The following is a 12,921-nucleotide window of genomic DNA, read 5'->3' as shown; positions in this document are numbered from 1 at the left end:
CGCTAGCGCAGGCTCATGCCGTGGCGGCGGTACAGGGCCTGCACCCAGCCTTCGCGATACATCTGCCACAGCTCGCGCTGCAGGCGTCGCAGCTCGGCGGGGTCCATCTCCGGGTGGCAGGCGATGTCCTCCATCAGGGTGAGGAAGGGCAGCACCTCGCGCGGCGGCGGCCTGGCCGCCAGCGAGTCGGCCACCGCCGAACTGGTCGCCCACAGCCGCGCGCGGCTGCGCTGCAGCATGCTCAGGTTGAGCGACTCCTTGTTCGAGTAGATCACCGCGACGCCGGTGCTCTGCAGGTATTCGCCGGCCCCGGAGCCCTGGTGGCTGAGCACGCGCAGGCCGCGTACCTGCTCCAGGCTGGCCAGTTGCAGATCGTCGTCGGCCTTGGCGTACAGCCCCAGGCGCGACACCAGCAAGGGGCCGACCCAGCCGAAATGCGGCTCGCGCTCCTGCTGGCGCTCCACCAGCAGTACGCAGCTGCGTGGCTGTTGCTGGACCTGGTGCAGGGCCCGCTGCAACGGCAGGAAGCTCAGCCGGTAGCCGATGCCGGCCCGCCGGAACAGCTCGTCGGCCAGCTCCGGCACCAGGCCGGCCGCCCCGCCGTCCGGGCGCTGCTGCACCAGCGGGGCGCGCTCCCAGGCGTACAGCTGCAGTTCGGCCGCCGCCAGCGGCCAGCCGAGCAGGCTCAGCAACAACAGGCTAATCCCACGCACGCAGGGCCTCCTCGTACGTCTGGGTGCGCCCGGGCGGGCGTTCGTTGTCCAGCTTCGGCCAGGGCGCACCGGGGCGCGCCAGCCACTCGTCCGCCGCGCGCGGCGCATTGAGCCGGGGCGCACAGGGGTGCCGCTGGCTTTGGCCGAGCGCCTGCAGATGCTGGTCGAAAATCCGAGCCAGGTTGCCCAGGGCCTGGTCCGCGCCGAGCCGGCCCGCCACCACCGGATGCAGCTGCCGCCACCACAGGCTGGCCATGCCGCTGTAGTCCGGCACGTTGGCGCCGGTGGGCGTCCAGCGCCGCGCCGCCGGGCTGCGATAGAACTCCACCAGCCCGCCGAGACGCGGTGCCTCGGCCTGCATGGCGGGTGACTCCATGTCGGAGCGGCGGATCGGCGTCAGCCCCACCAGGGTCTTGCGCAGCGACACGCTGCGCGAGGTGACGAACTGGGCGTACAGCCAGGCCGCCTGGCGCTGGCGCAGCGGCGTCGCTTCGAGCAGGGTCCAGGCGCCGACGTCCTGGTAGCCGGACTTCATCCCGTCGCGCCAGTAGGCGCCGCGCGGCGACGGCGCGACTCGCCACTTCGGCCGGCCCTCGGCATCCACCACGGCGCTGCCCGGCCTGATGTAGTCGGCGGTGAAGGCGGTGTACCAGAACACCTGCTGCGCCACGTGGCCCTGGGCGGCGACGCTGCCGGCCTGGTTGAAGCTCATTTGCTGCGCCTCCGGCGGGGCGTAGCGGCGCAGCCAGTCGACATACTGGCGGACGGCGTAGACCGCCGCCGGGCTGTCCAGCGCGCCGCCCCGGGCGACGCTGGCGCCGGCCGGGCGGCAACCCTCGACGCGGATGCCCCAGTCGTCCACCGGCAAGCCGTTGGGCAACCCGGGGTCGCCCACCCCGGCCATGCCCAGCCAGGCGTCGGACAGGCGCCAGCCGATGGACGGATCGAAGCCGCCATAGTCCATGTGGCCGTAGACCCGCTGGCCGTCGATCTCGCCCACCTGCTCGGTGAAGAACGCGGCGATGTCCTCGTAGGCCGACCAGTTCTGCGGCACGTCCAGCTCGTAGCCATAACGCTCGCGGAACGCCTTGCGCAGCGCCGGGCGCTCGAACCAGTCGCGGCGGTACCAGTAGAGGTTGGCGAACTGCTGGTCCGGCAGCTGGTACAGCTTGCCGTCCGGCGCGGTGACGAAGGGCAGCCCGATGAAATCGTCGAGGGCCAGGGTCGGCGACGTCACCACGGCGCCTTCGCCGGTCATGAAGTCGGACAGCACCAGCACCTGGCCGCCACGGAAGTGCTGGCCGAGCAGGTCGCTGTCGCTGACATAGGCATCGTAGAGCGGCAGGCCGGTCTCCTGCTGGGTGCGCAGCTTGTTGACCACGTCGTCCTCGCCGCTGATCTCGTGGATCACGCGGATGCCGGTCAGGCGGGTGAACAGCGGGGCCAGCACGTTGGCCTCGTACCAGTGGGTGGGAATGCGCTCGGCGATCACCCGCACCTGCACGCCACGGAACGGTTCGCCGGCCTCGGCGAACCAGGCCAGCTCGGCACGCTGCTCCGCGGCGCCCAGGGAACTGGGCTGCAGCGCGGCCATGACCTCCGTCACCGGGTCGGCGGCGTGCGTGGCCGCGCTCAGCATCAGGCCGAGCAAGATCGCAGCGCGCATCGGTGGCTCCTTCTTATAGTTATGCACCGAGTCTAGGCGAGCCGAGGGGCATATCGCCACCATCGGGAGAACGACAGAAAACAGGCAATTCCTACGATATGCAGCTATAGAAATAAGAGGGATGGCCGACATAGCGACAACACAATAACCGCACTTATGGTCACGGGATGACCGACAAATGGCCTTTAGCCACTAATCGGCTTTCTGTACACTTCTGCGCCCCCGAATTGGGTATCTGCCATGTTGAAGAATCTGTCGCTGACCCTGAAGTTGTCACTGCTGCCAGCTGTCGCCCTGCTCGGCCTGCTGCTGTTCGTCGGGTACACCTCGATCCAGCTCTCGGCCAACGACAAGCGCCTGGTCACGCTGGAGACCCACAGCTTCCCGTCGCTGGAGAAGGCAGACGCGGTGATCTTCCAGTTCTCCCGCCTGCCCGGCCTGCTCAACAGCGCGGTGGCCGCCGGCGAGCTGGAGACTCTGGGCGAGGCGCGCCAGGTGCTCGGCGAGATCGCCAGCATGCAGCAGGCCCTGCAGCCGCTGACCCGCGCCAACGCCGAGCGCACCAACGAGCTGGAGCAGTGGCGCGCCGCCATCGGCCGCTACGCCGACAACGCCCTGTCCGCCTCCGAGCAGCTGATCAAGGGCAGCGCCGGCTTCGACGACCTGCGCCCGAGCCTGGACCGCATGGCCAGCGACCTGAAGACCGCCCAGGACCTCGGCTCGGTGTTCCGCGCCCACACCTATAAAGACTTCCAGGACACCCTGGCCCAGGCCCGCACCGACAACGCCGACACCACCCGCGTCGGCTTCATCCTCACCGCGCTGCTGGTGGCCCTGGTCGGCCTCGGCGCCTGGCTGATCATCCGCGGCATCATGGGCAACGTGCATGGCGTGATCGAATCGCTGCAGGCCATCGCCAAGGGCGACGGCGACCTGACCCGCCGGGTCAACGTCGACTCGCGCGACGAGATCGGCGAAATGATCCAGCTGTTCAACGGCTTCCTCGACAAGCTGCAGAACACCATCCGCCAGATCATCGACGCCGCCAGCCCGCTGGGGCAGATGTCCAAGGAGCTGTACCGGCTGACCCAGGAGGCGGAAGAGAACGCCAAGTCGCAGCAGGGCCACACCGATTCCATCGGCCGCGACATCCAGACCATGACCAGCAGCATCCAGGAAGTGGCCCAGCGCTCCCAGCAGGCCTCCCAGGGCGCCGGCGACGCCTCGCGCCAGGCGGTGGCCGCGCGCACCAGCATCGGCGCGCTGTCCGGCAGCATCAGCGACCTCGGCAGCAGCGTGCTCGGCGCCGTCCAGGCCATGCAGCAACTGGAGGAAGAAACCCAGCAGGTCGGCTCGGTGCTCACCGTGATCCGCAGCATCGCCGAACAGACCAACCTGCTCGCCCTCAACGCCGCCATCGAGGCGGCCCGCGCCGGTGAGCAGGGCCGCGGCTTCGCCGTGGTCGCCGACGAGGTGCGCAACCTGGCGCAGAAGACCGCCGCCTCCACCGCCGAGATCCAGCAGATCATCCAGCGCCTGCAGAACAGCGCCAACGGCGTGCTCGACGTGATGACCGCCAACGGCGACAAGGCCCAGGCCAGCATCGAACGCTCGGTGGAAGCCACCCACATGCTCGAGACCATCGCCACGGCGGTGGGCCAGATCGACGAACTGAACGCCGGCATCGCCCAGCTCACCCAGGAGCAGATCGGCCTGTCCAGTTCGATTCAGCAAGACACCCAAGTGTTGCAGCAGGACGCACAAGCAACCGCCCATGGCGCCGACGCCACCGCACGCCTCGGCGAGCAGCTGGTCAGCACCGGAGACCACCTGCGCGCGGCGACGGCCCAATTCCGTGTATAACCCTCCACCGGAGCATCACTGCATGACTACTGCCCGTGTACTTGGCCTGGCCGTCTGCCTGGCCAGCACCCCGACATTCGCGCTGGAACAAGGCGAGGCCCTGATCAACGCCTTCGGCACCCTCGGCGTCACCCACCTGGGTGGCGAGGATGACGGCCGCGGCTACGGCGTTTCCGGCCAGACCAAGGATTCCTGGCGCGGCGACCAGCTGAGCAAGTTCGGTGCCCAGCTCAGCTACGGCATCACCGACACCGTCGGCCTGACCCTGCAGACCACCGCCAAGGCCTACGGCGACGAGTGGAAGGGCAATCTGGAGTGGGCCTACCTGTCGTGGCAGAGCACCGACAACCTGATGCTCCGCTTCGGCCGCCTGCGCACCCCGGTGTACATGTACTCCGAGAGCATCGACGTGGGCTTCAGCTACCCCTGGCTGCGCCTGCCGGACGAGGTCTACAGCCAGGTCCAGCTGTCCAACTACGAAGGCGCCGACCTGGTCTACAACCTGCCGCTGTCCTTCGCCACCGCCTCCTTCCAGCTGGCCGGCGGCGTCGCCAAGAACCGCGACTACTACGCCTACGACGACGAGTTCGACATCGACTACTCCAAGGTCTTCGGCGCCAGCGTGAGCCTGGCCACCAACGACTTCGGCACCGTGCGCATCGGCTACGCCGAGGCCGACATCAAGACCGAAATCTCCGGCAGCTTCGTCGACGTGCTCGGCAACCCGGGCTCGGCCACCCTGCTGTCCCTGGACGACGACAAGGGCAAGTTCACCTCCGTCGGCTACCAGTACGACAACGGCACCTGGCTGACCGCCAACGAGTGGACCCGCCTGGTGATCGAGAACAACGCCGGCGACAGCACCGAGGCGTTCTACCTGATGGGCGGCCGCCGCTTCGGCGACTTCCTGGCCCACGTCACCTACGCCCAGCTGGACGAGGACGACGGCCGGCAGAACTCCTGGACCCTCGGCCTGAACTACAACGTGCTGCCGACCGTGGTCGTCAAGGGCGAGTACAAGCGCGTCAACACCACCGGCGGCTACGACGGCGTGTTCGTGCGCAACGCCCAGGAGCTGTACGACAACACCGTCAACGACATCAGCGGCGGCGCGCTGGGCGTTCCGGCCCGCAACTACGACGGCGACATCATCAGCGCCGGCGTCGACTTCGTGTTCTGAGGAGCGTGCATATGAAGCAATCCATTCGCGTTCTCCTCGCCGCCGCCAGCCTCGGCGCCGCGGCCCTGGCCCAGACCGGCATGGTCCAGGCCGAGGTCGCCGTGATCGTCAACGCCGGCGCTTCGGCCAGCCCGTCGCAGTCCGACGTGGCCAACATCTTCCTGGGCAAGAACAAGTCGCTGAAGGGCGTCGACCAGAAGGACTGGAACCCGACCAAGGAGAAGTTCTACGCCGCGGTCACCAGCAAGAACGAGGCCCAGCTGAAGTCCTACTGGTCCGGCCTGGTGTTCACCGGCAAGGGCCAGCCGCTGCCGAGCGTGGGCGGCGACGCCGAGGTGGTGGCCAAGGTCGCCGCCGAGGCCGACGCCATCGGCTACGTGGACAAGGCCGCCGTGACCGACCAGGTCAAGGTGCTGTTCACCCTGCCCTGATCCCGGGGCAGCGCAACGAAGAAGGCCGGCGGGGCGACCCTCCGGCCTTTTTTCATGTGACGCGGTCCCGCAAGCCTCCGACGCCACGCCAGATACCCCACTCCCGGACGACGAAAACGCGATATCGTTCGGAACGGGTACAAGCAGGTGCCGGCGCGTATCGCCGGGAACGGCGGCAACCTCCCAGCGGACCGAGCCACTGACCGGCACACCACGATAGAAGGAGTTTCGAACCATGCAGACCACAGACATCCTCGCCCAGATGGGCGGCGTCCAACCCATGGCACAGGCGCTCGGCGTGAGCGAGAGCGAAGCCATGCAGGGAGCCGCCGCGCTGCTCCCGGCGATACTCGGCGGCATGAAGAAACAGGCGCAGTCGCAGGCCTCCGGCCTCGATGGCCTCGGCGGGCTGCTCGGCCAGCTGGGCGGCGGCGGTGGCCTGCTTGGCCAGGTGCTCGGGCAAGCGCTCGGTAACGGCGGCGGCGGCAATGACATCCTCGGGGAGATCTTCGGCTCCAAGGACGTCAGCCGCACGGTAGCCGAGGACGCCGCCAACCGCTCCGGCCTGGACGCCTCCCTGCTGAAGAAGATGCTGCCGATCCTGGCCATGCTGGTCACCAGCTACCTGAGCCAGCAGGGCAAGGCGAGCGCAGGGCAGCCGTCCGAGTCGTCGGGCGGCCTCGGCGACCTGCTGGGCGGGATGCTCGGCGGCGGCAACGGCCAGGGCCAGCAGAGCGGGTTGGGCGGGCTGGCCTCGATGCTGGACATGAACGGCGACGGCAACGTGCTGGACGACATCCTGCGGATGGCCGGCAAAGCCCAGCGCTGATCCCGGGCCTCGAAGCGCGGGATGGGCCACAGCCCGCCCCGCGCTTCTCCTTCTGCCATGTACCGCGAACACACACTGTAGGAGCGGCTTCAGCCGCGAAGCTTTTTACCGTGCCACCTCGGTTCGCGGCTAAAGCCGCTCCTACAACTGCGCCCTTCTGATGCTCTCGCGAGATCGTGAACACAAGATCAGGCCCGGCGTGCGCTCGATGCCGGGCGAAGACGCCTGGCCGTCGTGGGCGCTACAGCGAAGGCCGCGACGCCTCCGCCATTTCCCTCACCAGCACCGCCACCAGTTCGGACGCCGGCAGCTCCCGGACCAGGGGCGCACCCTGCCCGGCCCACTGGGCGGCGAAATCGTGGCTGCCCCTGGCGCTGGCCACCGCATGCAGAGCCTTGGCCGCGTCGTAGCAGATCGGGTAGTCCGGCAGGGCCGCGCCCAAGTCGCCGTACAGGCGGTTGGGCAGGCCCCGCGCCGGACGGCCGGAGAGGTTCGAGGTGATCTCGGTGCGCCCGGCCTTCTCGCCCTTCAGCGCCGCACGGTAGGCGGCGTTGGCCGAGGACTCCGGGCACAGCACGAAGGCCGTTCCCAACTGCACGCCGGCGGCGCCCAGGGCCATGGCCGCGCGGATGCCGGCGCCATCCATGATGCCGCCGGCGGCGATGACCGGCAGGCGGCTGCGCTTCGCCAGCAGGCGCACCAGGGCGAGGGTGCCGATGGCGGCGTCGCCGCGCTCCGGGGCGAACACCCCGCGATGGCCGCCGGCTTCGACGCCCTGGGCCACCAGCGCATCCACCCCGGCCGCCTCGGCCAGCTGCGCTTCCTCGGGCGTGGTCACGCAGGCCAGCAGCACGATGCCGACCTGGCGCAGCCGCTCGATCCAGTCCCGCGGTGGCAGGCCGAAGTGGAAGCTGACCACCGCCGGGCGCTGCTCCAGCAGCACTTCCAGCATGTCCGGGTCGGCCAGGAAGCTCGGGTAGATCTCGCGCAGGGTGGCCGGCGGCTCGGCGTCGAACTCGGCGAACAACGGGCGCAAGCGCTCCAGCCAGGCCCACTCGCGCGCCGCGTCGGCGTTCGCCGGGGCATGGCAGAACAGGTTGAGGTTGAACGGCTTCGCCGTCAGCGCCCGGGTCTGCTCGATCAGCTCGCGCGCCTGGGCCGGGCTGCTGGCGCCCAGCCCCAGCGAACCCAGGCCGCCCGCCTCGGAAACCGCCGCCGCCAGTTGCGGCGTGGACACGCCGACCATGGGCGCCTGGATGATGGGGTGCTGGATGCCCAGCAGCGTGCTCAGGGACGACATGGAAACCTCCGGGATTGACTGATCGATCTCTAATAAAGATTATTAACACAACTTTATTCTTTTTTTGAGATTTAAATCTATGGATCTCGCCACCCTCGCCATCTTCCGCGCCGTGGCCCTGGAGCAGAGCGTGACCCGCGCCGCCCAGCACCTGCAGCGCGCCCAGTCCAACGTCACCACGCGAATCCAGCAGCTGGAGGAAGACCTGGGCACCGCCCTGTTCCTGCGCGAAGGCAAGCGCATGGTCCTGACCGAGCGGGGCACCACCTTCCTCGCCTACGCCGAGCAACTGCTGGCCCTGGCCGACGAGGCGCGACATGCCATGCACCCGCAGCGGCCGGAAGGCAGCCTGCGCCTGGGCAGCATGGAGAGCACCGCCGCCGTGCGCCTGCCGCAGCCGCTGGTGCGCTTCCACCGCGAGCACCCGCAGGTGACGCTGGAAGTCGGCACCGGCCCCAGCCTGGCGCTGCTCGACGCCGTGCTGGCGCGGCGCCTGGACTGCGCTCTGATCGCCCAGCCCCACAGCTGGCAACAGGGACGCTGGCAGGCAGAGGCGCTGCCGGCCGAGGTGGACGCACAACCGGTGTTCCGCGAGGAGCTGCTGCTGGTGCTGCCCGCCGACCACCCTCCGGTCGACCACCCCGAGCAGGTGCGGGTGCGCACCCTGGCGGGCTTCGTCCAGGGCTGCAGCTACCGCCACATCGCCCTGAGCTGGCTGGGCGTCGGCGGCGCGCCCGTGCGGGTGCAGGAAGTCGGCTCCTACCACGCCATTCTCGCCTGCGTGGCGGCCGGCGCCTGTGTCGGCGTGGTGCCGCGCTCGCTGCTCGAACTGCCGCGCCAGGCCCCGGCCGTGCGCAGCGTGCCGCTGCTGCAACTGGATACCCTGCTGATCCGCCGCCACGGCTACGCCAGCGTGGCCTTCGAGCGGCTGCACGAGGCGCTGCGGAGCCCCGCGTGAAGCGCCGGGCGCTGCTGGACGCGCTGGCCGGCGCCCTGATCCTGGCGGTGGGCATGGGCTTCGGCCGCTTCGCCTTCACCGGGCTCTACCCGCAGATGATCGCCGACGGCGTGCTCGACCTGCGCGGCGGCTCGCTGGCCGCCTCGGCGAACTACGCCGGCTACCTGCTCGGCGCCCTGCTGCTGGCCTGGCGCCACCCGTGGCGGCCGGGCACCCTGTGCCGTGCCGGGCTGTTCGCCAGCCTGGCCTGCCTGCTGGCGATGGCCGTCGCACCGGGAGTCGCCGGCATCCTGCCGCTGCGCTTCCTGGCCGGCGTCGCCAGCGCCCTGGCCCTGGTCGGCGCCTCGCTCTGGCTGCTGCGCGCCGACCACCACCCGCAGGCGGCGCCGGTGCTGTACGCCGGCGTCGGGCTGGGTATCCTGCTGTCCGCCGAGCTGATCGTCGCCGGCCGCGCGGTCGGCTGGCACAGCCCCGCGCTGTGGCTGTTGCTGGCCCTGGTCGCCGCGCTGCTCAGCCTGCCCGCGCTCGGAGCGCTGAAGCGGCCGACCGACTCCGCAGCCGAGACGGCACCGGCGCAACGCGCATTGCCCGCCGGCCGCCTGGTGGCGCTCTACGGCCTGGCCGGTTTCGGCTACATCGTCACCGCCACCTATCTGCCGCTGCTGCTGCGCGACGGTCTGGGCAGCGTCGACCCGCTGCAGCTCTGGGCCGCCTTCGGCCTCGGCGCGGCGCCCTCGTGCTTCCTCTGGCACTACCTGCGCGAGTGCCTGGGCACGCGCGCGGCGCTGGCGTTCAACCTGGGGCTGCAGGCCGTCGGCGTGGCCCTGCCGGCGTTCGCTCCCGGCGTGCCCGCCTGCCTGCTCAGCGCGCTGCTGGTCGGCGGCACCTTCATGGGCACGGTGACCATCGCCATGGCGGCGGCCCGCGGCGAGTCGCAGCGCCGGCCCCAGCTCGCGGCCTGGATGACCGCCAGCTACGGCGTCGGACAGATCGCCGGCCCGCTGCTCGCCGATGCCCTGCACAGCCGCTACCAGCACTTCGCCCCGGCCCTACTGGCGGCGGCCGCCGGCCTGGCCCTGGGCGCGCTGCTGAGCCTGCCGCGCCCAGCGCCTGCGACCTAGGTCCAATAGGCGCCCCGCGGCGCAGGCGCGACGATGGCTCGACTCGACCATCGGAGCGTCGCATGTCCTCCACCTCCGCCGGCAAGACGGCCGTACTGCAGAACATCCACGGCACCAGCGAGTTCCTGCGCAAGTACCCGCCGTTCAACCAGATGGACAGCGCCCAGCTGGCCTACCTGGTGGAGCATTGCCAGCTGCGCTTCTATGCCGCCGGCGAGAGCATCATCAAGCCCGACGACGGGCCGGTGCAGCACTTCTACATCGTCAAGCAGGGCCAGGTGGTGGGCGAGCGCCCGCACTCGGCCCGGCGCGGCAGCGAGACCACCTTCGAGATCGCCAGCGGCGAGTGCTTCCCCCTGGCCGCGCTGCTCGGCGAGCGCGCCACCCGCACCGAGCACCTGGCCGGCGAGGACACCTTCTGCCTGCTGCTGGGCAAGGACGCCTTCGTCCGCCTGTTCGCCCAGTCGGCGCCGTTCCGCGACTTCGCCCTGCGCGGGGTCAGCAGCCTGCTCGACCAGGTCAACCAGCAGGTGCAGCTGCGCGCCGCCGAGAACCTCGGCGCGCAATACTCGCTGGATACCCCGCTACGCGAACTGGCGCCGCAGCAGCCGGTGGCCTGCGCCGCCGAGACGCCGCTGCGCGAGGCGGTGCGGCGCATGCACGAACAGCACGTCGGCAGCATCGTCATCGTCGACCAGGGCGACCGCCCCCACGGCATCTTCACCCTGCGCGACCTGCGCCGGGTGGTGGCCGACGGCGAATCGCTGGAGCAGCCGATCCACGCGCTGATGACCCAGCGCCCGTTCCACCTGTCGCCCGGCGCCAGCGCCTTCGACGCCGCCCTGGCGATGACCGAGCGGCACATCGCCCACGTCTGCCTGGTGGAGGACGAGCGCTTGGTCGGCGTGGTCTCCGAGCGCGACCTGTTCTCCCTGCAGCGGGTCGACCTGGTCCACCTGGCCCGCACCATCCGCCACGCCGGGCGCATCGAGACCCTGGTGGCGCTGCGCGGCGACATCCGCCAGTTGGTCGAGCGCATGCTGGCCCACGGCGCCAGCTCGACCCAGATCACCCAGCTGGTCACCCTGCTCAACGACCACACCGTATGCCGGGTGATCGAACTGGTGCTGGAGGAAATGGGCGACCCCGGCGTGCCGTTCAGCTGGCTGTGCTTCGGCAGCGAGGGGCGCCGCGAACAGACCCTGCACACCGACCAGGACAACGGCATCCTGTTCGAGGCAGCGGACGCCGCCGACGCCGAGCGCATCCGCCAGCTCCTGCTACCCCGCGCGCGGCGCATCAACCAGCTGCTCGCCGACTGCGGCTTCGCCCTCTGCCGCGGCAACATCATGGCCGGCAACCCGGCGCTGTGCCTGTCGCGCCAGGAATGGACGCGGCGCTTCTCCACCTTCATCCGCGAGGCCACGCCAGAGAGCCTGCTGGGGTCGAGCATCTACTTCGACCTGCGGGTGATCTGGGGCGCCGAGGCAGGCTGCGAGCAGCTGCGCCAGCAACTGCTCGCCGAGGTCGCCGACAACAGCCTGTTCCAGCGCCTGCTGGCGGCCAACGCCCTGCGCCACCGCCCGCCGCTGGGGCGCTTTCGCGACTTCGTGGTGGCCCGCAAGGGAGCCGAGAAGGACACCCTCGACCTCAAGGAAGAAGGCCTCACCCCGTTCGTCGACGGCGCCCGCCTGCTGGCCCTGGCCCACGGCATCGGCGAGAGCAGCACCCTGCGCCGCTTCGCCGAGCTGGTGCGCCAGCGGGTGATCGACGCCCAGGACGGCGCGGCCTACGAGGAGGCCTACCACCTGATCCAGCAGATGCGCCTGCAACTGCACCAGCAGCAGGCCGCCCAGGGCCTGGCCTTCTCCAACCGCCTCGATCCGGACAGCCTCAACCACCTGGACCGGCGCATCCTGCGCGAGTCCTTCCGCCAGGCCCAGCGCCTGCAGGCCAGCCTCGCGCTGCGCTACCAGCTATGAGGAAGACCATGCCCCCACGCGCGCCGTGGACCCGCTCTCGCAGGGTGCGCCGTGCGCTCCCGCCGGCCAGCGCCTTGTGCCGGTGCGCACAGCGCACCCTGGGGTATCCATGAAGAAGCTGCTCGCCCGCCTCCGTCCCGGTCGCCCGGCCCTCGACCCGCGCAGCCTGCACCTGCCGGCCCCGGCGCCGCTGGACGACCGCCCGCTGGCCCGCCAGCGCCTGGTGGTGGTGGACCTGGAGACCAGCGGCCTCAACCTGCAGCGCGACCACCTGCTGGCGATCGGCGCGGTGGTGATCGAGGACGGCGCCATCGACCTGTCCCAGCAATTCGAATGCACCCTGCGCCAGCCCGGCCACCGGGCCGGCCCCAGCACCCTGATCCACGGCATCGCGCCCAGCGCGGTGGCCGCCGGCCGCGAGCCGGACGAGGCGCTGCTGGACTTCATGACCTTCGTCGGCGACAGCCCGCTGCTGGCCTTCCACGCACCGTTCGACCAGCACATGCTGGAGCGCGCCCTGCGCGAGACCCTCGGCTACCGCCTGACCCACCCCTTCCTCGACGCCGCCGTGCTGGCACCGCTGCTGTGCCCCGAGGCGCCGGCCTACCGTGGCCTGGACGAGTGGCTGGGCCACTTCCGCCTGCTGGCCAGCGAACGCCACCACGCCAGCGCCGACGCCCTGGCCACCGCCGAACTGGCGCTGATCCTGTTCAGCAAGGCGCGCCGCCAGGGCCTGGACAGCCTGGCCGAACTGCAGCGCCGGGCGCAGTCATGGCGCCGCCGCCAGCTCGCCCCGTCCCTCTGAACCCCGCACCCACTGCACGCCCTCACACCGTCATCCCCGCGAAGGCGGGGCCCCCAAAAACACCGTGCATCTG

At 70.4% G+C, this 12,921-nt stretch carries 11 protein-coding genes; 8 read left to right on the top strand and 3 right to left on the bottom strand.

From position 1 onward, the window contains the following. Positions 1-2: 2 nt before the first annotated feature. Together N5D30_RS04700 and N5D30_RS04695 are read right to left on the bottom strand one after the other, a co-directional pair. A complete protein-coding gene (locus N5D30_RS04700; RefSeq protein ID WP_279907901.1) occupies positions 3-713 on the bottom strand; it encodes a transporter substrate-binding domain-containing protein in 711 nt (236 codons plus the stop codon). Further along, positions 700-2,379, bottom strand: coding sequence for an ABC transporter substrate-binding protein (locus N5D30_RS04695; protein ID WP_347881199.1), 1,680 nt, complete (start codon positions 2,377-2,379; stop codon positions 700-702). The genes N5D30_RS04700 and N5D30_RS04695 overlap by 14 nt, the downstream gene beginning before the upstream one ends. A 240-nt stretch (positions 2,380-2,619) precedes the next feature. Between N5D30_RS04695 and N5D30_RS04690 the strand changes: the two genes are divergently transcribed. From N5D30_RS04690 to N5D30_RS04675, 4 genes are all read left to right on the top strand, one after another. After that, on the top strand, positions 2,620-4,242 hold the full coding sequence (locus tag N5D30_RS04690; RefSeq protein WP_220815389.1) for a methyl-accepting chemotaxis protein: 1,623 nt from the start codon (positions 2,620-2,622) through the stop codon (positions 4,240-4,242). Between the two features lie 22 nt (positions 4,243-4,264). Further along, positions 4,265-5,422, top strand: coding sequence for a hypothetical protein (locus tag N5D30_RS04685; RefSeq protein WP_279907899.1), 1,158 nt, complete (start codon positions 4,265-4,267; stop codon positions 5,420-5,422). Between the two features lie 11 nt (positions 5,423-5,433). Beyond that, a complete protein-coding gene (locus tag N5D30_RS04680; RefSeq protein WP_279907897.1) occupies positions 5,434-5,853 on the top strand; it encodes a phosphate ABC transporter substrate-binding protein in 420 nt (139 codons plus the stop codon). Between the two features lie 235 nt (positions 5,854-6,088). Continuing rightward, positions 6,089-6,682: a DUF937 domain-containing protein gene (locus tag N5D30_RS04675; RefSeq protein ID WP_279907896.1), complete on the top strand. Its 594-nt coding sequence runs from the start codon at positions 6,089-6,091 to the stop codon at positions 6,680-6,682. Between the two features lie 241 nt (positions 6,683-6,923). Here the strand turns inward: N5D30_RS04675 and N5D30_RS04670 are convergent, their stop codons facing one another. Beyond that, positions 6,924-7,982: a nitronate monooxygenase gene (locus tag N5D30_RS04670; RefSeq protein WP_279907895.1), complete on the bottom strand. Its 1,059-nt coding sequence runs from the start codon at positions 7,980-7,982 to the stop codon at positions 6,924-6,926. A 79-nt stretch (positions 7,983-8,061) separates the two neighbouring features. Here N5D30_RS04670 and N5D30_RS04665 point away from each other — a divergent pair, with 79 nt between their 5' ends. The 4 genes from N5D30_RS04665 to N5D30_RS04650 all read left to right on the top strand — a co-directional run bounded on the left by N5D30_RS04665 (position 8,062) and on the right by N5D30_RS04650 (position 12,848). After that, positions 8,062-8,940 carry a LysR family transcriptional regulator gene (locus N5D30_RS04665; protein ID WP_279907894.1) on the top strand — a complete coding sequence of 293 codons (879 nt, stop codon included), beginning with the start codon at positions 8,062-8,064 and terminating at the stop codon, positions 8,938-8,940. After that, complete coding sequence (locus N5D30_RS04660; RefSeq protein ID WP_279907893.1) at positions 8,937-10,061, top strand: YbfB/YjiJ family MFS transporter; 1,125 nt, start codon at positions 8,937-8,939, stop codon at positions 10,059-10,061. Before N5D30_RS04665 ends, N5D30_RS04660 begins: the two co-directional genes overlap by 4 nt. A 62-nt stretch (positions 10,062-10,123) precedes the next feature. Next, positions 10,124-12,043, top strand: coding sequence for a DUF294 nucleotidyltransferase-like domain-containing protein (locus tag N5D30_RS04655; RefSeq protein WP_279907892.1), 1,920 nt, complete (start codon positions 10,124-10,126; stop codon positions 12,041-12,043). Between the two features lie 109 nt (positions 12,044-12,152). Next, positions 12,153-12,848: a 3'-5' exonuclease gene (locus tag N5D30_RS04650; RefSeq protein ID WP_279907890.1), complete on the top strand. Its 696-nt coding sequence runs from the start codon at positions 12,153-12,155 to the stop codon at positions 12,846-12,848. The last annotated feature ends 73 nt before the right edge of the window (positions 12,849-12,921 follow it).

Source organism: Pseudomonas sp. GD03875 (assembly GCF_029840585.1).
GTDB classification, from domain to species: Bacteria; Pseudomonadota; Gammaproteobacteria; order Pseudomonadales; family Pseudomonadaceae; genus Aquipseudomonas; species Aquipseudomonas paralcaligenes.
The sequence above is the reverse complement of the archived record's forward strand: the minus strand, read 5'-3'. Positions and strand labels throughout refer to the sequence as shown.

Excerpts from the sequence above, each read along its gene's own strand:
- N5D30_RS04695 (WP_347881199.1), bottom strand. The coding sequence starts at position 2,379 with ATGCGCGCTGCGATCTTGCTCGGCCTGATGCTGAGCGCGGCCACGCAC.
- N5D30_RS04690 (WP_220815389.1), top strand. The coding sequence starts at position 2,620 with ATGTTGAAGAATCTGTCGCTGACCCTGAAGTTGTCACTGCTGCCAGCT.
- N5D30_RS04685 (WP_279907899.1), top strand. The coding sequence starts at position 4,265 with ATGACTACTGCCCGTGTACTTGGCCTGGCCGTCTGCCTGGCCAGCACC.
- N5D30_RS04680 (WP_279907897.1), top strand. The coding sequence starts at position 5,434 with ATGAAGCAATCCATTCGCGTTCTCCTCGCCGCCGCCAGCCTCGGCGCC.
- N5D30_RS04675 (WP_279907896.1), top strand. The coding sequence starts at position 6,089 with ATGCAGACCACAGACATCCTCGCCCAGATGGGCGGCGTCCAACCCATG.
- N5D30_RS04670 (WP_279907895.1), bottom strand. The coding sequence starts at position 7,982 with ATGTCGTCCCTGAGCACGCTGCTGGGCATCCAGCACCCCATCATCCAG.
- N5D30_RS04665 (WP_279907894.1), top strand. The coding sequence starts at position 8,062 with ATGGATCTCGCCACCCTCGCCATCTTCCGCGCCGTGGCCCTGGAGCAG.
- N5D30_RS04655 (WP_279907892.1), top strand. The coding sequence starts at position 10,124 with ATGTCCTCCACCTCCGCCGGCAAGACGGCCGTACTGCAGAACATCCAC.
- N5D30_RS04650 (WP_279907890.1), top strand. The coding sequence starts at position 12,153 with ATGAAGAAGCTGCTCGCCCGCCTCCGTCCCGGTCGCCCGGCCCTCGAC.